The organism is Pseudomonas sp. NBRC 111140 (assembly GCF_001320885.1).
Lineage (GTDB): Bacteria > Pseudomonadota > Gammaproteobacteria > Pseudomonadales > Pseudomonadaceae > Aquipseudomonas > Aquipseudomonas putida_P.
Genome location: NZ_BCBQ01000002.1, coordinates 76,602 through 103,001, shown reverse-complemented (window position 1 = coordinate 103,001; position 26,400 = coordinate 76,602). Strand labels below are relative to the sequence as shown.

The window sequence follows — 26,400 nt, the reverse complement described above, 5'->3', positions numbered from 1 at the left end:
GTCGTCTAAAGTACTCACTCACAGTGCCAGCAGCTGCTTCTCATTCAGAATGTGAAATTGTCGTGAAAAGAGTGTGCCCGGCGCCAGCTGCCTGATTTCAACATGGCTACCCTGCTTCTACTACGCCTCAACGTTCGCTGGTAGTTGCCATAAAACGGTACAGCGCTTCAGTCACAAGGAGCGTCTGATGGAATCGTTGTACTGCCTGCGCCGCTCAGCAGCCCTGTTGCTTTGCACGGCATCCTTGTTCGGCAATGCGGCCTGGGCTGGTGGCATCCTCATCTATGAAGCCGGCCAGGAGGGCAACGGCCTGGCCAATGCCGGGTCTGCCGCACTGGCCACCGACCCCAGCGTGCTGATGAGCAACCCGGCGGGCATCACCCGGCTCAAAGGCACTCAGATTAGCGCCAACGCCCAGGTCATTCTTGGCGACCTGCGTTTTTCCCGCGACGCCGGCAACCAGTTCGACGGCAACGAAGGCGGCAATGCGCTGCAATACCTGCCCGGTACCAGCCTGTTCATCAGCCACCAGCTCGACGATCGCTCTGCCATCGGTTTCGGCATGTATGGCAACTTTGGCCTGGCGCTGGACTACGACGACGACTGGGCCGGCCGCTATTTCACCCAGGAGGCCGCAGTGATTGGCGTTTCGATGCAACCGACCTGGGCCTACAAGTTCACCGACGACCTGTCCATCGGGGTTGGCCCGCGCATCATGGTCGGCTACTACCGCACCGAGATGGCCATCAACAATAACCTGCTGGGCCTGGCCGACCGGCCCGATGGCCAGCTGGAGTACAAGGACACCGATGTCGGCGTAGGCGTCAACCTGGGCCTGTTGTACCAGCTTGATGCCCGCACCCGTGTGGGCCTGGCCTACACCAGCAAGGTCAAGCTGGAGTTCGAGGACAAACCGCACCTCAAGGACATCGACAACCCGCTGCTCAACGTCGCCCTGCGCCGCCTCGACGTAGATTCGCTGGAGCTCGACCTCAACGTGCCGCAAACCGTCACCTTCAGCATCGCCCACGAGCTGGACGACCAGTGGACCCTGCTCGGCAGCCTCAACTGGCAGGACTGGAGCGACTTTGGCGACGTCGGCGTGGAGGTGGACAGCGACGCTGGCGGCACCAGCCGCACCGTCGACCGCCAATACAAGGACACCTGGCATGCCTCCGTGGGCGCACAGTACCAGGCCACCCGACAATGGCGCTGGAGCGTCGGCCTGGGTTACGACAGCTCGGCCGTGGACGATAAGGACCGCACGGTCGACAACCCCATGGGCGAGGCCTGGCGGTTGGCTACCGGGGTCAACTACCAGGTCGATGAGGGCCTGGAGCTGCACCTGGCCTACACCTTGGTGTGGCTCGGCGACATGGACGTCGAGCAGACCAAGGCGCGCTCGGGCAGCACGCTGTCAGGCAGCTATGACAACAGCGCTTTGCACATCATTGGTGGTGGCGCCACCTGGCGCTTCTGAGGCCCCGGCAAAGCGGTGGGCATTGATCAACGCAACGAAGGAGAAGCTGCATGAACACCAAGACATTGGCTGCATCGCTGTGCCTTGCAACCCTCATGCTGCAGGGGTGCGCCAGCAAGTACGTGGAGTCCGACCAGTATTCAGGGTTCCTTAAGGACTACAGCATCCTCAAGGAAGACAAGTCGCCGTCCGGCGCGCCAGTCATGCGCTGGATCAAGCCCGGGGTCGATGCCAAGCGCTACACCAGCGTGTATATAGAGCCAAGCCAGCTCTACCCCAAACCGCAACCGACCGACAAAGTGCCGCAATCGACCTTGACGGGGATCACCCAGTACTACGACCAGACCCTGAAGAACCACTTCTCCCAGGTATTACCGCTGGCCACCAGCCCTGGTCCGCGCGTACTGGTGGTGCGCCCGGCGATAACGGCGGTGAGCGCCCAGACCAAAAGCCTGCGCCCTTATGAAGTCATCCCGATTGCGTTGATCGCCGCAGGCATCAGCACCGCCACCGGTATCCGTGACCAGGACACCAGCATCGCCACCGAAGCGGCGTTCCTTGATGGTGACAGCAACCAGGTGGTGGCCGAAGTGGTGCGCAAAGGTGCAGGTACCGAGCTGGATGACTCATCCCAGGTCATGCAGGCAAAAGACGCCAAAGCCGTACTCGATGGCTGGGCCAAGGACATGGTCGGCTCCTTCCAGGCATTGCGGAAATAGGCCGCTTCCCTCAAGCACGGCCCTGCCCAGGAGCGTGCAGGCCCGCCCCCGGTCACTGATGAGGCGCGATTCCATGGACAGCATTCGCGGCAGCGCATTGCTGCAATATGACCAGCTACTGGCCGAACACGGTGCTGCGCAGCGGGACTTTCTGGCCCCGCTGCACATTGCCCCGGATGTGGTCGGCAACTACGGCAAGCACCTACCCTACCTGAGCCTGGTACAACTGTTCGAAGGCAGCGCGCACGCCCTGAGCCTGCCCCGCTTTGGCCTGGAGCTGGCGTTGCGCCAAGGCTCGACCCTGGTCGGCCCGCTGCGCCACCTGGCCAACTCCGCCCCCACCGTAGGCCACGCCCTGGTGGCGGTAATCCGTTACATGCGCCACTACAGCCCGGCTATCCACTTTCGCCTGGAACACCGCGCCGGGCAGGCCATGCTGTTTTTCGACAACGGCCTGCCGAGTTCCGAACAGACGCCGCAAATTGTCGAGAAATCAGTGATGGGGGCGCGGCTGCTGATTGGCGAGCTGCGCGGCGCGCCACTGCGGCCACGGGCGGTGACCTTGCGCCACGCCGCGCTGGGCGATGCCTCGGGCTACACACGTTACTTTGACTGCCCGGTGCTGTTCGGCCAGGCCCACAACAGCCTGGTGCTGGGGGCTGACGTACTGCAAGAAGCCTGCGTGCACCATGACGCCGACCTGCATGCCATCGTCCGCCACTTCCTGGAGAACCAGGCCGTCCCTTGCGACAGCCTGCTGGCCTCGGTAGAGCGCAAGATCCAGATGCTGCTGCCCGCCCAACGCTGCACCCTGGAACAGGTGGCGCTGGCCTTGAACATGAATTCACGCACCTTGCAACGGCACCTGGCCAGCGATGGTATCGAATTCGAAGGCTATCTGGACGGTATTCGCCGCTGCCAGGCACAACAGATGCTACGCAAGACCACCTTGTCTGTCGGGCAGATCGCCAACGAGCTGGGCTATCGCCGTACCACCTCGTTCTGCCGTGCGCATTTGCGCTGGTTCGATATCACGCCGCTTGAGCATCGACGGCAATACGGCGACCCGGTGATCGCCGCACTTTGAGTAGCGCTCAGGCATCCTTGCCATCGCCACCCGGTTCCCGCGCCGGCGCGGCAAACCACTTCTCACGCGGCACCCACTTCTCCTGAGCCGGGTCGCCCAGGTAATGCGGCGACATGATCTGCACGCCGTATTCATTGAATACATCCTGGATGTTGGCGTGCAACAGGCTCAACAGCTCGGCGCGCGGCCGTGGCTCGCTGGGCACCGCTTGGCCCACCAGGCGGTATTCGGGGTAAAAGTCCGAGAGCCCGGTCTGGAACACCTGCGGCCTGGGTTTGGCAAGAATGCCCTCGGTGCGCTGCGCGGCCTCCACCAGCATCGCCTCGACCTGGCGCCAGGGCGTGTCATAGCCGATGGTGACCACCGTATCGACGATGTACCCCTGGCCCTGCACCACCCGTGAATAGTTGCGCGTCACCGACCCGGTGATCATCGAGTTGGGCAGCGTCAACACCTCGCCCAAACCGGTGCGGATGGTGGTGTTGAACATGCCCACCTCGGTCACCGTGCCTTCGTTATCCCCTACCCGCACGTATTCACCGGCCTTCAGTGTGCGCGAATACGTCAGGATCAGCCCCGCCGCAGCCTGCCCGACCACGCTGGAGGCGCCCAGCGAAATCATCAGGCCCAACAGCACCGAAAGCCCTTTGAAGGCATCGGTGCCAGAGCCCGGCAGGTACGGGTAAGCCATCACCAGGGCAAACAGCCAGATCGCCAGTGAAGTTAACCGGGTGGTGGGCTGCAAGGTTTCTTCGGTCAACCACTTCAGCGTACCCGGGCGGGCCATGCGCTCCAGCACGCGGCGGCTGAAGCCGCTGATGCCGCGGGCGATGAAAAAGATCATGACGGCCACGGCAATACCGGGAATGGCATGCAGAATGCCGTCGAGCAGGTAGCGCAGCAGGTCGAGCAGATGCACGTTGAGGCTTTCGCCCCACGGCCGGGTATAGGGGAATTGCGACAGCACGAAGCTCAGCCACTGGTAGCCAAGCAGCAAGACGATCACCCAGTACATCAAGCGCAGCAGCCGGTCGATCACAAAGTACACATACTGCATGTCGAACAGCGGCAGTTGGCCTACCTTGATCTGCCGGGCTCGTTCTCGCATCAATTGCGGCAAACGGCCGCGCAGTCTGCGTCGGCCCAGGTTGGCAGCCTTGATCAGCAGCACGAACACCAGTGTCGCGACGGCGGAAAAGCCCAGCGCCTTGAGCAAAAAACGCAGGCTGCGCGCCTCGCCGGTTTCATCCACGACCTGACGCAACGTGGCCGCAGCCTGCTCGGCCGCCTCCCGGGTGTCGCCACCCTCCACGCCCAGGTCCTGCGGGGCGACGATGAAGGCCCGCCGTCCACCTAGCAGCACCAGGTGGCTGTTGACGATGGGGTCGACGCTGACTTTCAGCTCGTCGGTGCCGCGCAATGCCTCATCGATCACCGCCGTCGCCCGCTGCGCGCGCGCGGCCGGGGTCTCGCCGAGCAAGGTGGCGTGGAAGGTGAAGATGCTGCGGTTGGCGATGCGCAGTTCTGCCGGTTCACCCGGCACGCCATCGGTCGCGCTACCCACCGCATCCTTGCCATGCCCCGCCAGCGGCAGCAAGGCACACAGCATCAACAGCGCAGTCAACAGACGGTTCATTGCTCACTCCCTGGCCGATAGTCCTGTAGTGATAGCACAGGCTTCACTGGCCGGTACTGGGGCCAAGGAACCAGCGATAATACGGGTTGTCGCCGTCGCTGCGGGCCAGTTCGCGGGCTTCCCGCGCCCAGGCCTGGCGGTTGCCGTTGTAGGCATGCAAGCTGAGGCTGTAGAAAAGTGCCAGGCTGCGCCACTGGTCACTCACCGCGCTGGCGAAGCCTGGTTCCGCGCCCTGCAGCGGTGGCGTGCTGCGCAGGGCCAGCAAGGCTGGCAGCACACGGGTGATTTCCCGGGGGCGCACCCACGGCGCGTACTCGATGCGTGGCTGATCGTCGGTCACTGGCAATGCATTGCCGGCGTAACGTTCAAGCCCGGCACGGTCGGTAATCCAGGTGGCCAGCAAGGCCTCTGGCGAAGCGACACCCACCTCGGCCAGCGTCTGGGCCACGCTCGCTTGCGCCAGGCGCTGGCGGATACGCGGTACATCCAACTGCAATGGCTGCAATGAGCCGATCAGCAGCATTTCGTGGAACTCAGTGGTCCACAGCGTGGCATGGGGGAAGACATCGATGAAGCTGCGCACCAGCGAGCGGCTGTCTTCGTCGTTCTGGGTCGGCAAGGGCAGCCACTGCGCGACCAGGCCAGCAGGTTGCAAGCGGGCGGCGGCCAGCTGATAGAAGTTGCGCGAGTACAGGTTGACCACGCCGGCCGCCGAGGGTGGCGGTGGTTCCAGGGTGATCAGATCGTAGCGCGCCTCACTGCGCAGCAACTCACGGCGACCATCGCGCAAGCGAATGTCCAGGCGCGGGTCCGCCACCGCGGCATAGTTGCCTTTGAAACGGGGCGCCGCCTGCAAGACTTCAGGCAGCAATTCGGCCACCACCGGGCGCTCCAGTCCAGGGTAACGTAGCATCGCCCCGGCGGTGATACCGGTGCCAAAGCCGATCACCAAGGCCGAGCGCGGCTCGCCATTGTGGATCAGCAACGGCAGCAAGGCTTGCAAGCGCATGTAGCGCAGCGATGGCATGGCGTCGCCGGTATTGGAAACACCCTGGATGTAAAGGCGGCTGAAGGTTTGCCCCTGGCGCCCTTGGGTGACCACTGCCACCGTGCCGCCCTTGCCCTCATGGTAGTAGGTGAGTTGCCCGTTGCGTGCGCCTGGCAGCAGCTCGGCCAGGCGCTGCGGCGGCATCAACAGCACCACCAGCACGGTTGCAGGGGCCACCAGGCACACGGCCAATGCAGCAGGGCGACGTACACCCTGGCCACGCCACACCGCCACCAACCCTACCAGCACGGCCATTGCGGCAAGCGCCCCCAAGGCACGTACCAGGCCCAGTTGCGGCACCAGTACGAACCCCGTGAGCAGCACGCCGGCGATGCCACCCAGGGTGTTGAGCGCCACCACCGCGCCCACATCCCGCCCCACATGACCGCTGTCCACCACCAGGCGCAAGGCCAGTGGAAATGCGGCGCCCAGCAATGTGGTTGGAAGCAACACCATGCACGCGGCCGCCACCGCGAAACGCGCGCACATGCCGAGCAGTTCGTTGCCAGTCAGCTGCAGGGCGAACAGTTCGGCCTGCGTCTGGGCCTGCACCAGCCAGCGGCCCAGCCCGGCAAGCTGCAACAGGGCAAGCAGCCCGGCAATGGCAATCAACAGCCCGAACACACCCCAAGGATCACGAATTCGGTCGGCACGCCTGGCATACAGCGCACTACCGGCCAGCAGCCCGGCCAGGTAAGTGGCCAGCACCACGGCAAAGGCATAGGACCGGGTGCTCATGAAGGGCACGATCGACTGGCTCCACACCACCTCGTAGCCCAGCGCCACTCCCCCGGCGATGCAATACAGGGCGATGGCCAGGCGTGCCTGCGGCGAGCGTGATGTCGACGAGGCATTGGCAAGCGGCGGCAAGCTCACTTCTCGCCGGTAAGAAAGCCAGGCACCCAATGCTGCCAGCAGGTTCAGGCTGGCAGCTGCGCAGGCGCTGCCTGTAACGCCAAGGCGCGGCAGCAGTACGAAGGCCGCCGCTAGCGTGCCGGCAATCGCGCCAGCGGTGTTCGCCGCGTACAAGCGCCCACCCGCCTCTGCCAACTGCCCGGTGACAGGCGCCAGCGCGCGCACCAGTACGGGCAAGGTACCGCCCATAAGCAAGGCCGGTACGCCCACCAGCACGAAGGGCAGTGCCCAGGCCAGCAGGCCGGCACTGGCCTCGAGGCGGGCGAACGGTCCGGCGGCATGGGCCAGGCCAAGGGTGGCGCCGAGCCCCAGCAGCGCAACGGCGAGCTCAAGATAAACGTACAGGCGCACTGGGCGTTGCAGGCGGTCGGCCCAACGCCCGAACAGCAGGCCGCCAAAGGCAAGCCCAGCAAAAAAGGCACTGATACCGGTGGCGACGGCATGCACTTCCACGCCCACGACCAATGACAGTTGCTTGATCCACAGCACTTGGTAGACAAGACCGGCAGCACCGGAGAGGAACAGCAGCGTGGCAGGCAATGCGAGCAGTGGACGGGACTGGGTGCGAGGCTCACGGGAAACAGCGGAAGATGCTGCAGGTGATGCCATGAATGAGCGCCTTGTGCATGCGGGTAAAGATGCAGGAGCGAGCACGCCCGCCCCTGCGGTCATGGCACTACAGTGTAGACCTCACTGCTTGTTCATCTTTTCTTCAATTTTCTTGTCCACGTCAGCGCGGATCTGGTCGATGCTGAAGCTGGCCGGCCGCTGGCTAGGTGGGTACTCGACAAAGGTTTGCAGGAATTGCGCCGATTTCTTCACGCCGTTGAATATCAGATAGTCGTTTTTGGTCAGCCAGTCGTAGTACTGGTCAGACACTACGTCTGCCCGCTCGTATGGGTCCATCCGCAGATTAAACAGCTTCGGCACCCGCAGGCAGGTGAACGGTTCGCTCCATACCTTCAGACCACCTGGCGCACGCTGCTCGCAGAAAACGATCTTCCAGTTGTCGTAGCGCATCGCTACCAGGTCGCCGTCGTCACTGAAGTAGAAGAACTCGTTTCGTGCACTCTTGTCGCTCTTGCCGGTGAGGTAGTCGAGTTGGTTGTAGCCGTCCAGATGTACCTTGAAGTTCTTGCCACCGACATCGGCCCCTTTGAGCAGGCGGTCCTTGATATCAGTGTCACCAATGGCCGCAAGCAGCGTCGGGAACCAGTCCAGCCCCGACATCATCTGGGTGGAGACGGTGTCCGCCTTGACATGGTTTGGCCAGCGAATCATAGCCGGTACACGGAAGGCCCCTTCCCAGTTGGAGTTCTTCTCGTTGCGGAACGGTGTAGTCGCCGCATCCGGCCAGGACCACTGGTTCGGGCCGTTGTCAGTGGTGTAGACCACGATAGTGTTGTCAGCCACCTTGAGGTCGTCGAGGGTTTTCAAAAGCTTGCCCACGTCGCCATCATGCTCAAGCATGCCGTCGGCATACTCGTTACCCACCATGCCGCTCTGGCCCTGCATCGACTCGCGCACATGGGTAAAGGCATGCATGCGCGTGGTGTTCATCCACACGAAGAAAGGCTTGTCGGCCTTGACCTGTTTGTCGATGAAGTTGATCGCCGCCTGGGTGGTCTCGTCGTCGATGGTTTCCATGCGTTTCTTGTTCAACGCACCGGTGTCTTCGATCTTGCCGTCGGCGCTGGACTTGATCACACCGCGTGGTGAAGCGGCCTTGACGAATTCGGCATCATCCTTGGGCCAGTAAGGGCGCTCCGGTTCCTCCTCGGCGTTCAAGTGGTACAGGTTGCCAAAGAACTCGTCGAAGCCATGGTTGGTCGGCAAGTACTCGTCCTTGTCCCCCAGGTGGTTCTTGCCGAACTGGCCAGTGGCATAGCCATGTGCCTTGAGCGCTTGAGCGATGGTAACGTCGCGTGCTTGCAGGCCCACCGGTACGCCAGGCATACCGACCTTGGACAGGCCGGTGCGCAATGCCGACTGACCGGTGATGAACGTCGACCGGCCGGCGGTGCAGCTGTTTTCGGCGTAATAGTCGGTGAACATCATGCCTTCCTTGGCGATGCGGTCGATGTTCGGCGTCTGGTAACCGACCACGCCCTTGCCATAGGCACTGATATTGGTCTGGCCGATGTCGTCACCGAAGATGACCAGGATGTTCGGCTTGTCCGCCGCACTGGCCAGCCCCGCCCCGAACGTTGCCGTTGCCGCGAGGGCGGCCGCCGACAACCATGCTCTACTGGACTTCATAGCTACGCTCTCCGTTTCACGTCACTGCTGTCGTCCACGACTGCTGGCACGGCGATCGCCGTGCTGCTGCGGCTGGTTGATGAATCATTGCGGTGTTTCAAAGGGGTAGACACGGCGCCATTCACTGGCCATGTCGACCACGGTCCAGCCCTTGGCGGTGGCTTGGTCCAGGGCTTTGTCCAGGCGCCCGACCGAACTCTTGCGGTCATAGGCCCATTCGCGGTGGGCATCGGTGTGGTGGACCAGCCCGGCAAAGCGTCGGCCCTTGCCCGCTTTAGTCCACTGCAGCATCTGCAGGTCGCCGTCGGAATTACCGAACGCCAGCAGCGGTCGGCGGCCGATGATCGAATCGATGCTCACCGGCTTGCCCGGGCCGTCGTCGTTGTGCACTACCTTGGGCAAACGCTGGATGCTCAGCTTGCCCTGTTGGTCCTGAAACGAAGCCTCCAGGGTCGTGCCGATCACCTGCTCCGGCGGGATGCCATACACCTCGTCGGCAAACGCGCGCATGAAGGCGACCTCGCCACCTGACACGATGTAGGTCTTGAAGCCGTTGTCACGCAGGTAGCCCAGCAGCTCGAGCATTGGCTGGAACACCATCTCGGTGTACGGCTTGCCGGTGCGTGGGTGACGGGCGCTGACCAGCCAGCTGCGGCTGCGGGCAATGAAATCCTCACTGCTCATCCCCGAATGGGTGGCCGCGACGATCTTGAGCATGCCGTCCATGCCTTGCGCCGCCAGCGCCTGGTGATCGTTCTCCAGTACCGCCTTGAACGGCTGCTGATTACGCCACTGCGGGTGCTGCGGCGCCAGGCGCTTGACCTCATCCATGGCGAACAGCACTTCAAAATACAACGGTTGCTCGCTCCACAGCGTGCCATCGTTGTCGAACACCGCGATGCGCTCGGCCGGGGCGACATAGTCGGGGCCACCTTGCTGGGTGACCGCGCCAACAAAAGCCACGATGGCCTGGCGCGACGGCCCGTCACGCCAAGAGGCCAACGGCTCAGCGGCCAGCACCTGCAGGGCCGGCACCAGCAGCAAGACACATAACAGCGCACGAACGGAAGCGGTGCTCACCAGGACCTTGCGCATGGCCAATCATCCCTGCTTGAGTTGCCGACCTGACAGCTAGGCTGTCAGGGATTGAGTTGCTTGAGCGCGTGCTTGCCGACAGGCTTGGCTGGGTGCGCCTCAACCTGTTGCCGCAGGCTGTACAGCAGGCTCAGCCTGGCATCGGCGGGGGGTGGCCGAAGGCGCCCGGCAGCATAGAAATCCTGCAAAAAGGCTAGCAAAGCCCCTTCGCTTTGCCTGCCACGAGGATGTTCACTTGACGACAGCGTGCGCTGGCCTGTGGCCCGACGCAGCCACAGATACATGGCATCCAGCCGTGCCGGCTCGCTGGCGCACTGTCGACGAGCCTGACGCCAGGCGTAGTTCGGTGAATTCAGCCAGGCCTGCTGGCGGCCAGCCCGCCAGCGCTTGAAGTGCAACCAGGCGCCCTGCCCCCAAGCGCGACCGGCCCAGCCTAGCCCGCCCACCAGCAACGCCAGCAGCACCAGCACTACCCAATGGCTAGCGATGCTGATTTGCGCGCCTCGGCCAAGTGCGCGCAAATCTTCGCTCAAGGAGAACGGTGCCTGGTAACTGCCCTTGCCCACCTCCATGTCCAGCGCTGGCACCGAGGCCGTGCGCGGTTCACCACTCGCAGCGTCCACCCACGTCACTTCGATGGCAGGCAGCCGATAGTGCCCAGCGGCAGCGGCCACATAGGTCACGCTGTCCTCGCGCTGGCCGCCCAGGGTGCCACCGCGCCCGTCGCTGACCGGTGACACGATTGGGGTCTGCACGTAGCGCTTGAGGCCATCGACCTCGGCAAAGATCGGCGGCGGAATCAGCATTGCCTGGCCCCCGCGGGCCACGATGTGCAAACGGCGGGTGATACTGTCCCCGGCGCGCAGCGGCGTGTGCGAGCGCTCGATGGCCTGGCTGACGTCGAGCGCCTGTGCCACCAAGCGCTGTTCGCCATCGCCACCGGCCTGCCCTTTGGCGGCAAACGACAAGGGTTGGCTTTGCACTGTCTGCGCAGCGCTGGCCTGGCCAGGATGGACACGGATTGTCAGTGCCGGAACCGTGAACGACTGCGCCACGCTCGGTGTGATCTGATAGCGGTAGCGCAGGCCGAAGAAGGCTTTGCCATCGAGCCGCTGATTGAGGTGCTCAGCCTCGCCACCGGGCGGGCTGACCACGGCACCGGCCAACTGCAACACCGGCAGCTCCGGCGGCGCGGTGAACCAGGTGTCGACCAGCAAATCGACCTCGAGTGTCACACTGGCCCCGACCATGACCGTTGTATCCGGCACCAAGCGCGCCTGCACCCGTACCTCGGGCTCGGCGGCGATGGCAACGGTTGCCAGGCCAGCCAGCACCAGCACCACCAGGCGGATCATGGCGCCTCCTTGGCCGCTTGCTGCGCGGCGGCATCCTGGATCGAGAACTTGCGCTTGAGAAACTGCGCAGGGGACGTGGTTAGGTTGTTCAGCCACAGCTGGTCGGAGGCCGCCTGCGGCGTTTTCTGCTGTTGTTGCTGGTCGCCGGCGGCGGGTGTCTGATCCTCCACCACCTTGTCGGCCTTTTCGTCAGGCGTGCCGGCTTGCTGCTGGCCCTCATAGTCCTTGAGCAACGCCTCGGCCAGCGCCAGGTTGGCCTTGGCCTCGGCAAAGTCAGGTTGCAGGCGCAGCGCCTGGCGATATGCCGCTATTGCCTGCGGGAACTTGAAAAGCCGTACATAGCTGTTGCCCTGATAGAACCAGGCCGGTGCCGTGTCCAGCTTGCCCAGGTTCGCCAGCGCGGCCGGGTAGTCGGCCGCTTCGTAGGCGGCAACGCCCTTCCAGTAAGGGTCGCGAAAGTGCGCGGCGGCCTGCGGGTAACGGCCATGCTCGAATGCCCAGCGCCCTTGCTGGTCAGCCGTGAAAAACGCATCGGCCAATCCCCCGGCCCTGACGGGCTCAGCGCCTGTCCCCAGCAGCACGGCCAACAAAAGCCCCGGCAGCCAGTTCACCCGCCAGCCACGTCGCACGCTGAACAGCACCACCAGCAACAACGGCCAGCACAGCCAGTAACCGGCATCTTTCCAGTGCACCTGGTCGGCTTCGGCACTGGCGGCCTTGAAGTGCCGCTGGGCATGCAACTCGACCCAATCCAGGTCGTCATCGTTCAGCGATAAACTGCCCAAGGGCGCACTGGCAGCCTTGGCCAGGCCCTTGAGGCCCTGAACGTCGAAGCCCCCTAGCACCGGCCGGCCCAGGGTATCCAGGCGCGGCATGCCCTGGGCGTTGCGCAGGGGGCCGGTGGACTGGCTGCCGACAGCCAGCACCAACACTTGCAACTGCGTGCCGGCCAGCCGCTTGGCGATGGCGTCGAACTGGCTGGCATCGGCGCCATCGGTCAACAGCAGCAAGGTTCCAGGGGACTTTTCCGCACCCAGCAGCTTCAAGGCCTCGTCGATCACGCCCAATACATTCTTGCCGGGCGCGCTCATCAAGTCGGTCGACAAGGCTTGGATAAAGGTATCCAGCAAGCCTGGGTCTTCAGTGCAAGGCAGCACCAGATGCGCACTGCCGGCATAGGCGATCAGGCCGGTACGCGCGCCGCCACGGCGCATGACCAGGTCGTGCAAGGTATGTCGGGCTGCGGCCAACCGGCTGGGCGGTACATCGTCGGCATCCATCGAGGGCGACAGGTCCACGGCAACGATCAGCGGTGCGCGGTCGTCGAGAAAATCAGGTGTGTCCTGCTGCCAGGTCGGCCCGGCAGCGGCAATGGCACTCAACACCAGTGCCGCACCCAGCAGGTGGACCGGGCGCAGCCGCCGCGCGTGGGCCGGGGTGATCATCAGGTGCTTGATCAGGTGTGGAGCGATGATGCCGCTCAACTGATGCCGCAGATCGTGTCGGCGCAACCACAGCAAGGGCAGCACGACACCCGGCACGATCAGCAGCAACCACCAGGGGCGAAGGAAGTGAAAGGCCGCAAGGTCGATGGTCATGCCTGCACCTGCGCAAGCCGTGCCCGGACCAGGGCCAGCAGTTGCCCCGCCAGTAGCAAACCTGCTGCCATACCCAATGGCCAGACGAACAAGTCACGCTTGGGCTGGTGGCTGAAGGTCTGCACCTTGTGCGGGGTCAGGCGGTCGAGGGTGGCATACACCTGTTGCAGCGCCTGGCGGTCGTCGGCGCGGAAGAATTGCCCGCCGGTGGTGCGGGCGATTGCCTGCAAGGTCGTCAGGTCGACCTTGGCGTCACCAGTCGCCTGCGGGTCGCCGATACCAATGGTATGTACCACGATACCGTTGGCCTGGGCCAGGTGGGCCGCATGGTCAGGGGTAATGGCACTGCTGGTGTCATTGCCATCGGTCAGCAGGATCAGCACTTTCTCCTGCTCTGGGGTCTTCTCCAAGGCTTTGATGGTCAAGCCGATGGCGTCGCCCAGCGCGGTGTTTGGCCCAGCCATGCCGATCCCCACCTCATCGAGCAACAGCAACAGGCTGGCATGGTCGAGGGTCAACGGCGCCTGCGGATAGGCACCGGTACCAAACACGATCAGGCCAATGCGGTCATCCTTGCGCCGGGCGATGAAGTCGCGCACCACGGACTTCACCGCGCTAAGGCGGTCGCTTTTAGCGCCATTGGCGTCGGTATAGTCGGTCGCTTCCATCGACTGGGAAATGTCGATGGCCAGCATCAGGTCACGGATTGGCTGCTCGCGCTGGATCGGCTTTTCCACCAGCACAGGCCTTGCGCAAGCGGCCACCAACAGGCACCACACCAGCAGGTTCAGCAGTACATGCCCTTGCCCGCTGCTGGCCCTCCCGGGCTGCTTGCCGACAGCGCGGCTCATGGCTGCGAAGAAGGGTACCCGCAACGCGCTACGGCCTTCCTGGTACGGGCTGAGCGCACGATAGGCCAACCACGCCAGCGGCAACAGCAGGAACACCCACGGGTAGTCAAAGCGCCACATGGTGCCCCTCGATCCAGCCACGGCTGGCACCGAACAACGCGTTCGCCTGCTGCGTGTCCAGCCGGCGCAAGGTCGCGTCCGGCGCGTAGGCAAGCAACTGCAGGGTGTCGGCAAAGCCCGATGGCAGCGGCCGGCGGGCGCGCTGGTCGAGGAAGCACTGCCATTGCGCGCCGGCCAAGCTCGCCACGGGCGGCGCATCCGGCATCGACAGCGCCACACGCTTGAGCAATTCGGGCAGTTCACGCAACGCCACAAGCCGTTGTTCACCCTCACTCGCTGCCAGCTCATCAAGCCGGGCCAGCGCTTCACGGCGGTACCGGTCGCGCCGCCAACGGTGCCAGCGCAGCGCCCCACAAAGGCAGGCCAGCAACAGCACCAGTACGCCAAGCACCCACCAGGCCCAGGTCTGCGGCAGGTAGCTGAACGGCGGCACACCCGGCGTCAGCTCGCGCAACTGGTCGATGGAGGGGGCGGCAGCGTTCATCGCGGCACCTGAGCCAGGCGGCCCAGCTCGCGGCGCAGTTGCTGCAGGCTGTCATCGGCGGTGCTGACCCGCATCAATGGCACCTGGCTACGGCGCAGCAGTTCGGCCACACCCTGCAGGCGCCCGGCAAGAAACTCGGCCAACGGCCGGTTGATACGCCGCTGGCCCACCGCCAGTTCGACCTGCTCGGCGCCTTGGGTGACATTCAACCGCCCCTTGTCCGGCACCTGCAGGGCAATCGGGTCATAGACCTGGATGGCGATCACATCATTGTGCAGGCTCAGCCGGCGCAACAACGGCAAGGTTTCGGCCGTAGTGCCGGCAAAATCGCTGATGATGCAGATCAGGTGGTCGTGACCGGCACTGGCGGCGCAGCTACGCAACACCTTGTCCAGCTGTGCATCGTTTTCCTGATCAGCGGCATAGGCTGACAGCCGATGATTGGCTTTGACCACTGCGCTGCACAACGCTTCAACCCGTGCTCGGCTGCGCAGGGGCCTTACATACTCTACCCGTTGGCCATCGAAGACCATGCCACCCACCCGGTCACCGGCGTGAAAGGCCACCCAGCCACAGATCGCCGCCAACTGCGCGGCGCTGACCGACTTGAAGTAACGCTGCGAGCCGAAGTACATGCTCATGCGCTGGTCGACCAGCACCAGGGTGGGCCTGTCACGTTCCTCGGTGAAGGTGCGCACGAAGGGCTTGCCATAGCGCAACGACGCGCGCCAGTCGAGGTGACGCAGGTCATCGCCGGGCAGGTAGCGGCGCAGCTCGTCGAAACTCAGGCCCCTGCCTCGCAGGCGTGAGGCATGGTTGCCGGAAAGGATGCTCGCAAGCGGCTGGCGCGCGACAAAGCTCAACCCCTGGGCACGGGCCTCCAGCGCCATCAACTCGGCAAGCGAGGCATAGGCGAAACCATCCGGCACTACCATGTTCGCATCCATGGGCAAGTCCGTCAGGCGGGAATGGCCACCTTGTCCAACAACCGGTCGATGACTTGGTCGGCCGCCACGCCATCGGTGATCGCATCATAGGAAAGCTGCAGGCGATGGCGCAGTACCGGGTGCACCACGGCACGCACATTGTCGGGCGAAACGAAATCCTGGCCGTTGAGCCAGGCATGCGCGCGCGACACCCGGTCAAGGCTGATGCCGCCGCGCGGGCTGGCACCGATCCTGATCCAGCGCGCCAGGTCAGGGTCATGCGTGGCGGGATAGCGCGTGGCATTGATCAGGTCGACCAGGTATCGGTCGATGGCCTGCGATACGTGCACCCGCGCCACCTCGCGACGGGCATCGAAGATCACCTGCTGGGCCAGGCGCGCAGGTTGCGCCGCCGCCTCATGACCGGCCTGGTCCTCTTCCCGCACCAAGCGCAGTACCTGGGTTTCATCTTCAGGGCGTGGATAATCGAGTTGCAGCTTCATGAGAAAGCGGTCCATCTGCGCTTCGGGCAACGGGTAGGTGCCTTCCTGTTCGATCGGGTTCTGGGTCGCCAGCACCATGAATAGCCCAGACATCGGGTAACTCTGCCCGGCCACCGTGATCTGGCGCTCTTCCATGGCCTCGAGCAAGGCAGCCTGGACCTTGGCCGGAGCACGGTTGATTTCGTCGGCCAGGATCACATTGCCGAACAATGGGCCAGGCTGAAAGCTGATCGTGTTGCCCTCGGCCGTCTGCTGCAGCACCTCGCCACCGGTGATGTCCGAGGGCAACAGGTCGGGGGTGAACTGAATGCGCCGCATCTGCGCGTCCAGGTGCGTCGCCAGTGCCTTGACCGTGCGGGTCTTGGCCAGGCCTGGGAGGCTCTCGAGCAGGACATGACCGTTGGCCAGCAGGCCTAACAGGACATGGCGAATGGTATCAGCCTGGCCGAGGACCTTTTCCGCGACCGATGCTTCCAGTGCCTGGACGTGTTCGTGGGTATTCACGGCAACGGTCCTTCGGTGGGATGAGCGGTGTGGTAAATCTAGACGCGCACGGCAAGGCTGCAATGGGGTGTCGTGAAGAGAACATGGCAGCACTCACGGGTTGTTGCGCCAGTAAGGTTCGATCGCCTGCAACCGTGGATCGTCGGGCGCGGCCTCGCGCATTCGCCGCACATACGGGTAGGCCTGTTCACGCTCACCGGCCAAGGCATGCAGGTAGATCAGCGTATACAGCAAGTCGGCATCTTCAGGCGCTTGCTGCAGGCCGCTGCGCAAGGCCTGCAGCGCTTCGTCGCGGCGGTTCATGCGGGACAGCAACAGGCCCTGGTTGTAGCGAATACGCGAATTGCCCGGCAGCGCCACAGCTGCCTGCTCCATCCAGTCGACCGCTTCTTGCGGCTTGCTCCGCTCGACCAGTAACAGGGCCAGCATGTACGCCAGGTTGCCACGGTCCGTTGCCGGCATCTTGTCCAGCGCAACGCCTTCGCGCAGCAGTGTTTCGGCGTCATCCAGACGTTGGCTGCTGCTGGCCAGGGTCACCAGGTTGACCCTGGCCGGTGTGAAATACGGGTCCATGTGCAACGCCTGGCGGTACTGCTCCATGGCCTGCGCGTCATGGCCCTGGCGCTGCATCAGCACTGCCAGGTTGAGCCGCCCACCAGGCAGGTCGGCATTACCCCGCAAGCGCTGCTCGTAGTCGGCAAGCGAAGTGGTGAACGCTGCGCGGCTGGCTTCGGGAAGCTGTGCGGCGGGTACATCGGCCAAGGCCCGCACGGCTTCATCGCGTACCGCCAGGGCGGGGTCCTGCAACAGCGGCAGCAACGGCGCAATACGCTGTTCAGCCGGCAAACGGGTAAAGCTGCCCACGGCATAGGCCCGTACCAGCGCGTCACTGTCCTGCAACGCCCAGCGCAGATTGCTGGCGGCCGCAGGCCCAAGATCGGCCAGTTGCTGGGCAGCCGTTGCCCGCACGATCGCAGGGTTGTGCTTGTCCGCGAGGAGGTAGCCCAGCCGGCTGAGGCTGGTGCCTGGGTCTTGACGAACGCCATGGAACGCTTGCCCGTAATGGGCCGCGCGCTTGGGTGCGGTGAACCAGCTATCGATCGCACTGGCAGCCCACGCCGGCTCGCGGCCCTGATGGCAGGTGGTACAAGCATCCGGGCCAATGCCCTGGGCAGCCAGGTCAGGCCGAGGGATGCGCAAGCTGTGGTCACGCCGAGGGTCGATCACCATGTAATCCTTGCTTGGCATGTGACAGTTCACGCACTGCGCCCCAGGTGAGCCGGCGGCATGGTGATGGTGTGCGGGGCTGTCGTAGTCCTTGGCCTGCAGGCCGGCGAAGCGCGCGGTGTTGGGTTGAGCGTTGTGGCATTGCAGGCACAAGCCGTTGCCTTCGATACGCACCTGGGTGGTATGGGGATCATGGCAATCGGTGCAACCGACCCCGGCGGCAAACATCTTGCTCTGGGTGAAGGACCCGTACTCGTAGACCTCGCCGTCGATCTGCCCGTCGTCATGGTACAAGCCGGTGCGCAGTGTGGCCGGCAAACTCTGGTCCAACTGCGGGTGGCCAGGCATCTGGCCAGTGCCCAGGCTCTGCCGACGGCTGTGGCAGTAGGCGCATTGTTCCACTTGGCCTCTGCTGCCCAACGCCTTGACGTCCACGCTCAGCCCTTGGGCTGGCGAAGCGCCGGGATGCTCGCGGGCCCAGTCGACATGGGCCTGGCTTGGGCCATGGCAAGCCTGGCAGCCAACGGTCTTCTCCTGCCAGGTACTGGCAAAACTGTCCTTGGCATCGTCGTAATGCTTGACCAGCCGCGTCGAATGGCAATCGGCGCACATGCCGTTCCAGTTCTGGTAGCGGCCGGTCCAGTGCAGCGGATCGCCCGGTGCAAAGCGCTGCCCGGGGTACAGCGAGAACCAGCGTTGCCCACCCTGCTCCGCTGGCCGGCTGTCCCAGGCAATGGTCAGCGCCTGCAGGCGGCCGCGCGACAAGGCAACGAGGTACTGTTGCAGCGGCGCGTAGCCAAAGGTATGCAGCACCTGGAAGTCCGCAGGCTTGCCATCCTCGCCCTCGATGTTGACGAAGTACCCGCCACCCTTGCGATAGAAGTGTGCCTTGACCCCGTCCTGGTCATAGTGCACATCGTTGAAATCGCCCAGCACATTCGCCGCGCTGGCGTCGCGCAGCGCCCAGGCATGGTCGGAATGCTGCCACTGCCCGGCCTGCTGGGCATGGCAGCCCTGGCAACTGTCGGCATCGGCGTAGCCCTCGCGGTCCTTGGCCAAGGCAGGTAGTTGGCCTTCACCAACAGCTGCCGCGCCAAGGCTGACACCACTTGAAATGAGTAATAGGACCCCCAGGCAGAGCGCCACCCAACCGCCCTGCATCACCTGTGTACGCCATCCCATTCATCAGCTCCACGCTCCGCCCTGTCCCGGGCTGTTTTCAGTGCTGTCGCGTGTCGTGCCCCTTGTCTGACGTTCGCGACGGCGTCCGACTTCCAGGTCTGATCGTAGAAGGCATCTTCACTGCCGTACAGGCGCAGCGCCGCAAGAAAATTGCGCCCCGGTATCGTCTGGATGAAAACGGCGTCAGCCATTTACTGCGCGTATTTCTTGGCCCCGGCAACACAGATAACCGCACCCAGCGTCACCACAAGCATCAGCCAGCTGACGTGCTCGTGCAGAAGCAATGCGGCCAGCCCAAGCCCCATGAACGGCTGAAAGAGTTGCAGCTGACCCACTGCCGCGATGCCACCCTGGACCAGCCCTCGGTACCAGAACACAAAGCCAATCAGCATGCTGAACAGTGAAACGTAGCCGAAGCTGAACCACGCAGGGCCGCTTACCTTGGCAAAGGCATCAGGTGCTGGAAAATTGGCGATAGTCAGCAGCAACATAAACGGCAAGGCTACAAGCAGCGCCCAGCTAATCACCTGCCACCCGCCCAATGTTCGCGAAAGACGCGCCCCTTCGGCATACCCCAAGCCACAAACGACTACAGCAGCCATCATCAGCAAATCGCCCACCACCGACGCCTCTGCGCCATTCATCAACGCATAGCCAACGACCAGCCCAGCACCGGTCAACGAGAACAGCCAGAACAGTGGCCGAGGTCGTTCACCGCCCCGCAAAACGGCAAACGCTGCGGTACACAGTGGCAGCAGCCCGACAAAAACAATGGAATGTGCCGAGGTGATGTGCTGGAGGGCCAGCGCCGTCAGTAGCGGAAAACCGATAACGACACCCAGCGCGGTAACCACCAAGGAGGACACATCACCACGTTTAGGTCGCGGCTGCCGTAGCACGATCAAAAACAACGCAGCCACCGTGGCGGCAATCGTTGCCCTGGCACAGGTCAGAAACGTAGGTTCGAAGGCCGCCACTGCCACACGGGTGGCGGGCAACGAGCCCGCAAAGATCGCGACGCCAATGAAGCCGTTGATCCACCCGCTTGTTGTTCTTTCCATCGGTAAGCCCTCGATAAGTCAGGGCTCAGTACATCACTGACAGGCTCACCAAGGCCACGTACAATCCAATACAATTCAACAGAACTGTTATGCACATTAATCCAGCACAGTTGAGGATGCGATGAAGCGCAATGGCACGCGAATTCGAACGGTCATGGGTGAGATCCAGTCCAGGATAGCCTCTCGGGCCTACACACCGGGTGCGAGAGTTCCTTCGGTCCGCGCAATGGCTCAGACAATGCAGTTTTCGGTTTCTACCGTCCTTGAGGCCTACGAGCGGTTAATGGCAGAGGGTGTACTTAGCTCGCGCCCTGGTTCGGGCTTTTACGTAGCCGGGCCGGTGGCGCCATTGGCACTCACCGAACTTGGCCCAAAACTTGATCTTGAGGTCGACCCGTTGTGGATCTCGCGCCAGTCTCTGGAAACCTCCAGCGATGCGCTGAAACCGGGATGCGGCTGGCTACCGCCCTCCTGGATGTTCGAAGCGGGCATGCGTAAAGCGCTTCGGGTCGTTGCCCGTTCAGACACGGCCAAACTGACTGAATACGCTTCTCCGCTTGGGCATCCGCCGCTCAGGCAGTTTTTGTCACGGCGGCTGGCTGGCATCGGGATCGAAGCCCCTCTTGAACAGATCATGCTCACCGAATCGGGCACGCACGCCATCGACCTGATTTGCCGTTTTCTGCTGGAACCGGGCGACACGGTGCTGGTGGACGACCCCTGCTATTTCAACTTTCACGCACTTCTGAAAGCGCACAGGGTAAACATCGTAGGCGTACCCTACACGGCAACGGGCCCAGACATCGAGGCGTTCGGCACTGCCCTGCTCGAGCACGCCCCCCGGTTGTACATCACCAATTCCGGCATCCACAACCCAACAGGGGCCACCCTCTCTCCGGTCACGGCGCACCGCCTGCTCAAGCTGGCCGACAACTCCAGCCTGGTGATCGTGGAGGACGATATCTTCGCCGACTTCGAACATACGCCCGCGCCACGCCTGTCTGCCTTCGATGGCCTCTCTCGCGTCATCCAGATCGGCAGCTTTTCCAAGACTATCTCCGCCTCTGTCCGCTGCGGCTATATCGCTGCGCGTGGTGAATGGATCGACAGCCTGGTCGACCTCAAGATTGCGACAACCTTCGGCGGTGGGCGCTTGGCCGCGGACATCATCCATCACGCTATTACCGATAGCGGGTACCGCAAACACATGGAAAGCGTTCGCCTCCGGTTGGCCGAGCAAATGGACGTAACAGTGGCCAGGCTTCAGGCCATTGGTATCAAACCCTGGATAACGCCCCAGGCAGGTATGTACGTGTGGTGCCAGCTCCCACAAGGCAAGGACGCAGCAACGCTGGCGAGAACCTGTTTGAATGACGGTGTAGTGCTTGCGCCCGGAAATGCTTTTAGCCAGTCCATGACGGCAGGCGACTTCCTTCGTTTCAACGTTGCTCAATCAGGTGACGCCAGAGTTTACGACGTGTTGAAACGGGCCCTGGGTGCTTAGCCGCAAGGCCACAAAGCTGCCTCGGTCACCAGCGCAGCAGGCGTGGCCCGAGCAAGGTGCCCGCCAAAGCCGGCACCAGCATGCCCAGCACATACCAGAGCCCCCAAAACGGCGCCTCCATTTCCGGGCAATGCAGGCAATAGGCAAGGGTAGCCGTGGCACCTGCCAGCAGACCGCCCGCCGCGCCCGCCTGACGCAGGTGAATGGGTGCCAGGCCACGCAGCGCCCAGCCAATGGCAATCAGGGTGGGTACCGACAGCAAGGCGATGTTCAAGGCGCAGGTGCGCCAGGTGCGCCCCAGGATCAACTCGGCACGGGCACCCTCTGGGGCACCGAGCAAGCTCGTCGCAGCCCCCAGCCAGACCAACAGCAGCGGTAAACCAAGCAGCCCCCATAGCGCGCCGCCTTTCACTCCAGGCCTGGCCAACCGCTGGGTCAGCCACAGCGCCAGCAGCGCCACGCTACCGGGCAAGGCAAGCTTGGCCCAGAACAGCGGGGTGTGCGCCACCAATGCCAGGTCGGCGCGCACACCGTACAAGGCCACAGTCATCAGTACCGCACCCAACGCACCGCCCAGCACCGCCAGCGCCAGGCGTCGGGCCAGCGCATGGCGTTGCACCGGCCCTTCGCCGGCGGCCAGCAGGGCTATCAGGTCATCGGTCTTCATCGTCGCCCTTGCCTCCCATCAGCTTGGCCAATGCCTTCAGGCCCCGGTGAATGCCCACTTTCACAGCCGAGCTGGACAGGCCGGTCATGCGCGCGGTTTCTTCCACCGAAAGCCCCTCCAGCTTGACATGGACGATGGGCAAGCGCTGGCGCTCTGGCAATTGCGCCAACAGCTTGGCCAGGTCCCGAGTGGCTTGAGCCGCCTCTTGCTCGCTGGCGGCAAACAGGTCGCTGTCATCCTCCAGCCCTTCGTGCAACGCATCGTGGCGGGCGTAACTGCGATAGTGGTCCGCCAGTTTATAGCGGGCAATGGCCTGCACCCAGGCGGTCAGCGGTTGCTGCGCCTGGTAGGTGTGGCGGGCGTTGTGCACGGCCAACAACACCTCTTGCAGCAGGTCTTCGACTTCGCAGGGGCGTTGAGCAAGGCGCCGTGACAAAAAACTGCGCACGTGCACGGCCAACGCCGCCAGGAACATCCGATAGGCCGCCGCATCGCCGGTCAGCCCTTGCAGCAGCAACGCCTGCAACTGGGCCTCGCGTGCGCCAAGTGCCTCCTGAGTAATAGTTCGTTGCATCGGCCACCCGGGTTACACCCACCGTGGAAGTTTTTGTCGCGTAAAACCTGCCGCCTTCATACGGTAGGCGACTGTCACGCGGCCGCACTTTTTTTTCAAGGTGCTGTAACCGGTTCGGCCCAGCGGGCGAACTACTCCATGAGCCGCCGGTACAACGCCGCGGCCCCATCTTCCGGAGACCGCATCATGAAAACCCTCGCCCTCGCCACCGCCGCCCTCGCCCTGGCTTCGCTGGCCGGTGCTGCGCTGGCCGCTGACCCGGCCAACACCACCAGCGCTGGCGCTGCCATGGAGAAATGCTACGGCGTCGCCATGGCCGGCAAGAACGACTGCAAGGCTGGTGCCGGCACCACCTGTGCCGGCAGTGCCAAGAAGGACTACGACGGCATGCACTGGAAAAACGTGCCCGCAGGCACCTGCACGTCCATCAAGACACCCAGCGGCATGGGCTCGCTGACCCCGATCAAGTCCTGAGCGCAGGCCGCCGACCATGAATAGCATCGCGCCTCTGGGCGCCGGGCTCGGGCTGAAGGCCGAGCACTACACCGACGCCCTGCCGTGCCAGGCCAGTGGGCTGTGGTTCGAAGTGCACCCGGAGAACTACATGGTCGGCGGCCCGCGCAGGGCTTGGCTGCAACGCTTCGCCGAGCGCCACCCGCTGTCGCTGCACGGTGTCGCGCTATCGCTGGCGGCGGACGCCGCACCGGATGCGGCACACCTGCAACGCCTGCGGGCGCTGGTCGATGAGGTGCAGCCGACGCTGGTGTCGGAGCACCTGGCCTGGTCGACCTGGCGCGGGCTGTACCACCCCGACCTGCTGCCCTTCCCCCGCAGCAACGAGGCCCTGGCCCGCATCAGCGACAACATCTCGCGCACCCAGGATGCCCTGGGGCGTTGCATCGCCCTGGAGAACCCCAGCCACTACCTGCGACTGGAGGGGCATGACTGGGATGAAATCGGCTTTCTCAACGAGCTGGTGCGTCGCACTGGCTGCAGCCTGTTGCTGGATGTCAACAATGTATACGTCAGTGCCCACAACCTCGGGTTCAGCGCGGCAGCGTACCTTGAACGTTTTCCGGCTGCGGCCATCAGCGAAATACACCTGGCCGGCCACAGCCACGACTCCGAGGGCAGCCTGCTGATCGACTCCCATGACGCCGCCATCACCGCGCCAGTCTGGGCCTTGTATCAGCAGTTGATCGCCCGTATCGGCCCCCGCCCGACGTTGGTCGAGCGCGACGGCAACCTGCCTGCGTTCGATGAATTGCTGGCAGAGCGTGACACCGCCCAGGCGCTGCTCGATCAGGCAGGTACACGACCATGACACTTTCCCTTGGCCAGTTTCAGGACGCTTTCATCGACGCGCTGTATCACCGCCCTGCCCCCCAACTGGCCGCACTGGCGGGCCAAGCTGCATTCGCGGTGTACCGCAACAGCGTGCTGGCAGGTGCTGTCGAAGCCCTGCGCGGCAACTTCCCCAGCGTCGAAGTGCTGGTCGGCCAGGCCTGGATGCAGGAGGTCGCCGCGGCCTACGCACAACGAATGCCGCCAGACGACCCACGGCTGATCCACTATGGCGCGGCCTTCGCCGACTTTCTCGAACCGCTGCAGCGCCACTACGACATGCCTTACCTGGCCGATGTCGCCCGCCTGGATTTTGCCTGGTGCGAAGCATTTGCAGCGCCCCTGGAGCCCTGCCTTGTATTGACCGACCTGGCTGGGATGACCGCCGCAGACCTGGCAAACAGCTGCCTGGCACCACGAACCAGCGTGCGTTGGCGCTGGTTCGCACAGCATCCGGTTTTCACCCTGTGGCACTACAGCCGCGAGGGCCTGGCCTGGCCGCCAGAGCAGCCCTGGATCGCAGAGGGCGCGCTGTTGAGCGGCACGGCAGAAGGTGTCGCCAAACAAACACTGGAAGTCGGCGGCTGCGCCTTCCTGGATGCCTGCGCCCAAGGCCTGCCCCTGGAACAAGCCTCACAGGCCGCACTGTCGGCCCAGCCCGACCTGGACTTCACACAGCTACTCAGCCGCTTGCTGGCGGCACAGGTCTTTCGTCCCCTGTCATTCGCCTGAAGGAGGCGTCATGGACACCACTCACCTCTCCCACCCCGGCAATGGCCTGCGCCAGCGCTGGAACCACCTTGCCGACCGGGTGCAGCCGCTGTTGAGCGACACCCTGCTGTGCCTGGTGGCGCGCGTTGCCATCGCCTCGATCTTCTTTCTCTCTGGCCGCACCAAAGTCGAGGGCTTGCTGACCATCACTCCCTCTACATACGACTTGTTCCAAGGCGAGTTCGCCCTGCCGCTGGTATCGCCCTGGCTGGCAGCCCACCTGGCCACCTACGCTGAACACCTGTTCCCGCTGCTGCTGGTGCTCGGCCTGTTCACACGGCTTTCGGCGTTCGCGCTGCTGGGTATGACCACAGTGATCGAGGTGTTCGTCTACCCCGATGCCTGGCCGACCCATTTGTCCTGGGCCGGCCTGTTGCTGCTGCTGATCGGGCGTGGAGCGGGTGCGCTGTCGCTCGATCGCCGACTGGGGCTGCGTTGAGGTGGCCCTCCCTGTCAGAGGGCCGGCACCTGCCGAGCATCTCTTCGCACGGCTTGAGGGGGTACACCAAACCCACGGATGAACACCTCGCGCATATGGCGACGGTCCCTGAAGCCAGCCTCCTTCGCCACCACATCCAGGCTGTGCCGACTCTGCTCGATCATCAGCCGGGCAGCCTCCAAGCGCAGGCTCTCGATGGCCTTGGCCGGTGACTGCCCGGTCTCGGTGGTGAACACACGGGTGAATTGGCGCGGGCTCAGGTGCACCACTTCGGCAAGCTCCTCCACGCTCAATGGGCGGCTTAGGTGTTTGCGTGCGTAGTCCAGCGCGCTCTGGATACGGTCCGACTTGGGCGCAAGCGACAACAGTTCGGAGTGCTGGGACTGCCCGCCGGAACGGCGTTGGTGCATGACCATCTTGTGCGCAACCGACCTGGCCATCTCGGCGCCCAGGTCCTTTTCCACCATGCCCAACGCCATGTCCAGGGCGGCGGTCATGCCGGCAGACGTCCATATGTTTCCATCGACGATGAAAATCCGGTCTTCCTCGACATCGATCTTGGGGTGCAATTCACGCAGCTTGGGCGCATAGGCCCAGTGGGTCGTTGCGCGTCGCCCATCCAGCACGCCTGCCTGCGCCAGCACGAAACAGCCGGTGCAAAGCCCTGCTGTGCGCCGCGCAGCATCGACGAAGCCCCGCACGCAGGCCAGTACCTCTGCACCGGGCGGCGTCCAGGGCGTCAACGTGCCAGTGACCATCCAGGTGTCCGCCAGGCCCGGGGCGGCCATGGGTAGCGTGTCGATATGCATCCCCAGCGAGGAGCGCACCATGCCGCCTTCGATGGAAAAATTCTCGATCCGGTAAACCGCGCTGCCCACGACGATGTTGGCGAGCTCGAACACGGTTTGCGTGGCCAGTGACATGATCTGGAAGCCTTCGGTGATCAAATAGCCGACCCGGTGCATGGTGGAAGCCCTCTGCGCAATGTCCTGAAACACTACCATATACGTCGTTTAAGACAAGCAGCGCCTTCTGCATCATGGCCACACAT

24 protein-coding genes are annotated in these 26,400 nt (G+C 63.8%); 8 read left to right on the top strand and 16 right to left on the bottom strand.

Annotated features, from left to right (window positions below; all coding sequences use genetic code 11):
• Positions 1 to 187 precede the first annotated feature (187 nt).
• The 3 genes from APH42_RS01120 (at position 188) to APH42_RS01110 (ending at position 3,286) form a co-directional block, all read left to right on the top strand.
• Positions 188 to 1,480 (top strand): OmpP1/FadL family transporter, encoded by a 1,293-nt coding sequence (locus tag APH42_RS01120; protein ID WP_060492497.1) that lies wholly within the window; start codon positions 188 to 190, stop codon positions 1,478 to 1,480.
• A gap of 50 nt (positions 1,481 to 1,530) precedes the next feature.
• The gene (locus tag APH42_RS01115) at positions 1,531 to 2,199 is read left to right on the top strand and encodes a DUF3313 domain-containing protein (protein WP_012272669.1); all 669 of its coding nucleotides are present in this window, start codon (positions 1,531 to 1,533) and stop codon (positions 2,197 to 2,199) included.
• Positions 2,200 to 2,272: 73 nt separating this feature from the next.
• The gene (locus APH42_RS01110) at positions 2,273 to 3,286 is read left to right on the top strand and encodes an AraC family transcriptional regulator (RefSeq protein WP_060492496.1); all 1,014 of its coding nucleotides are present in this window, start codon (positions 2,273 to 2,275) and stop codon (positions 3,284 to 3,286) included.
• Positions 3,287 to 3,293: 7 nt separating this feature from the next.
• Here APH42_RS01110 and APH42_RS01105 read toward each other — a convergent pair whose 3' ends face one another.
• From APH42_RS01105 to APH42_RS01045, 13 genes are all read right to left on the bottom strand, one after another.
• Complete coding sequence (locus tag APH42_RS01105; RefSeq protein WP_012272671.1) at positions 3,294 to 4,922, bottom strand: mechanosensitive ion channel family protein; 1,629 nt, start codon at positions 4,920 to 4,922, stop codon at positions 3,294 to 3,296.
• Positions 4,923 to 4,965: 43 nt separating this feature from the next.
• Entirely contained in the window at positions 4,966 to 7,494 is a 2,529-nt protein-coding gene (locus APH42_RS01100) for a fused MFS/spermidine synthase (protein WP_060492495.1), read from the bottom strand.
• Between the two features lie 81 nt (positions 7,495 to 7,575).
• Positions 7,576 to 9,144, bottom strand: coding sequence for an arylsulfatase (locus tag APH42_RS01095; RefSeq protein WP_012272673.1), 1,569 nt, complete (start codon positions 9,142 to 9,144; stop codon positions 7,576 to 7,578).
• A gap of 84 nt (positions 9,145 to 9,228) precedes the next feature.
• Positions 9,229 to 10,239: an HAD family phosphatase gene (locus tag APH42_RS01090; protein ID WP_060492494.1), complete on the bottom strand. Its 1,011-nt coding sequence runs from the start codon at positions 10,237 to 10,239 to the stop codon at positions 9,229 to 9,231.
• 44 nt (positions 10,240 to 10,283) lie between these two features.
• Entirely contained in the window at positions 10,284 to 11,594 is a 1,311-nt protein-coding gene (locus APH42_RS01085; RefSeq protein WP_060492493.1) for a BatD family protein, read from the bottom strand.
• Entirely contained in the window at positions 11,591 to 13,192 is a 1,602-nt protein-coding gene (locus APH42_RS01080) for a VWA domain-containing protein (protein ID WP_060492492.1), read from the bottom strand. Before APH42_RS01080 ends, APH42_RS01085 begins: the two co-directional genes overlap by 4 nt.
• Complete coding sequence (locus APH42_RS01075; RefSeq protein WP_012272677.1) at positions 13,189 to 14,163, bottom strand: VWA domain-containing protein; 975 nt, start codon at positions 14,161 to 14,163, stop codon at positions 13,189 to 13,191. Before APH42_RS01075 ends, APH42_RS01080 begins: the two co-directional genes overlap by 4 nt.
• Positions 14,150 to 14,647, bottom strand: coding sequence for a DUF4381 domain-containing protein (locus APH42_RS01070; RefSeq protein WP_060492491.1), 498 nt, complete (start codon positions 14,645 to 14,647; stop codon positions 14,150 to 14,152). The genes APH42_RS01075 and APH42_RS01070 overlap by 14 nt, the downstream gene beginning before the upstream one ends.
• The gene (locus APH42_RS01065; RefSeq protein WP_012272679.1) at positions 14,644 to 15,594 is read right to left on the bottom strand and encodes a DUF58 domain-containing protein; all 951 of its coding nucleotides are present in this window, start codon (positions 15,592 to 15,594) and stop codon (positions 14,644 to 14,646) included. The genes APH42_RS01070 and APH42_RS01065 overlap by 4 nt, the downstream gene beginning before the upstream one ends.
• 11 nt (positions 15,595 to 15,605) lie before the next feature.
• A complete protein-coding gene (locus APH42_RS01060; RefSeq protein WP_012272680.1) occupies positions 15,606 to 16,580 on the bottom strand; it encodes a MoxR family ATPase in 975 nt (324 codons plus the stop codon).
• Positions 16,581 to 16,673: 93 nt separating this feature from the next.
• Positions 16,674 to 18,989, bottom strand: coding sequence for a tetratricopeptide repeat protein (locus APH42_RS01055; protein WP_060492490.1), 2,316 nt, complete (start codon positions 18,987 to 18,989; stop codon positions 16,674 to 16,676).
• Positions 18,968 to 19,180 (bottom strand): hypothetical protein, encoded by a 213-nt coding sequence (locus APH42_RS01050; RefSeq protein ID WP_012272682.1) that lies wholly within the window; start codon positions 19,178 to 19,180, stop codon positions 18,968 to 18,970. Before APH42_RS01050 ends, APH42_RS01055 begins: the two co-directional genes overlap by 22 nt.
• The gene (locus tag APH42_RS01045) at positions 19,181 to 20,050 is read right to left on the bottom strand and encodes a DMT family transporter (protein ID WP_012272683.1); all 870 of its coding nucleotides are present in this window, start codon (positions 20,048 to 20,050) and stop codon (positions 19,181 to 19,183) included. It lies immediately after the preceding gene.
• Positions 20,051 to 20,171: 121 nt separating this feature from the next.
• On the opposite strand from APH42_RS01045, the gene APH42_RS01040 reads away from it, so the two are divergent.
• Positions 20,172 to 21,554, top strand: coding sequence for a PLP-dependent aminotransferase family protein (locus tag APH42_RS01040; RefSeq protein WP_060492489.1), 1,383 nt, complete (start codon positions 20,172 to 20,174; stop codon positions 21,552 to 21,554).
• A gap of 25 nt (positions 21,555 to 21,579) precedes the next feature.
• Here APH42_RS01040 and APH42_RS01035 read toward each other — a convergent pair whose 3' ends face one another.
• Together APH42_RS01035 and APH42_RS01030 are read right to left on the bottom strand one after the other, a co-directional pair.
• Positions 21,580 to 22,221, bottom strand: coding sequence for a DUF1109 domain-containing protein (locus APH42_RS01035; RefSeq protein ID WP_060492488.1), 642 nt, complete (start codon positions 22,219 to 22,221; stop codon positions 21,580 to 21,582).
• Entirely contained in the window at positions 22,208 to 22,795 is a 588-nt protein-coding gene (locus APH42_RS01030; protein ID WP_041166520.1) for a sigma-70 family RNA polymerase sigma factor, read from the bottom strand. The genes APH42_RS01035 and APH42_RS01030 overlap by 14 nt, the downstream gene beginning before the upstream one ends.
• Positions 22,796 to 22,981: 186 nt before the next feature.
• On the opposite strand from APH42_RS01030, the gene APH42_RS01025 reads away from it, so the two are divergent.
• Genes APH42_RS01025 through APH42_RS01010 form a run of 4 tightly spaced genes read left to right on the top strand, consistent with a single transcriptional unit; the run spans position 22,982 to position 25,349 of the window.
• Positions 22,982 to 23,269 carry a DUF2282 domain-containing protein gene (locus APH42_RS01025; protein WP_012272687.1) on the top strand — a complete coding sequence of 96 codons (288 nt, stop codon included), beginning with the start codon at positions 22,982 to 22,984 and terminating at the stop codon, positions 23,267 to 23,269.
• A gap of 16 nt (positions 23,270 to 23,285) precedes the next feature.
• Complete coding sequence (locus APH42_RS01020; RefSeq protein WP_012272688.1) at positions 23,286 to 24,119, top strand: DUF692 domain-containing protein; 834 nt, start codon at positions 23,286 to 23,288, stop codon at positions 24,117 to 24,119.
• Positions 24,116 to 24,871 carry a DNA-binding domain-containing protein gene (locus tag APH42_RS01015; protein ID WP_012272689.1) on the top strand — a complete coding sequence of 252 codons (756 nt, stop codon included), beginning with the start codon at positions 24,116 to 24,118 and terminating at the stop codon, positions 24,869 to 24,871. Before APH42_RS01020 ends, APH42_RS01015 begins: the two co-directional genes overlap by 4 nt.
• 10 nt (positions 24,872 to 24,881) lie before the next feature.
• Positions 24,882 to 25,349 (top strand): DoxX family protein, encoded by a 468-nt coding sequence (locus tag APH42_RS01010; RefSeq protein ID WP_012272690.1) that lies wholly within the window; start codon positions 24,882 to 24,884, stop codon positions 25,347 to 25,349.
• Positions 25,350 to 25,363: 14 nt separating this feature from the next.
• Here APH42_RS01010 and APH42_RS01005 read toward each other — a convergent pair whose 3' ends face one another.
• Complete coding sequence (locus APH42_RS01005) at positions 25,364 to 26,314, bottom strand: GlxA family transcriptional regulator (RefSeq protein ID WP_060492554.1); 951 nt, start codon at positions 26,312 to 26,314, stop codon at positions 25,364 to 25,366.
• Positions 26,315 to 26,400 lie beyond the last annotated feature (86 nt).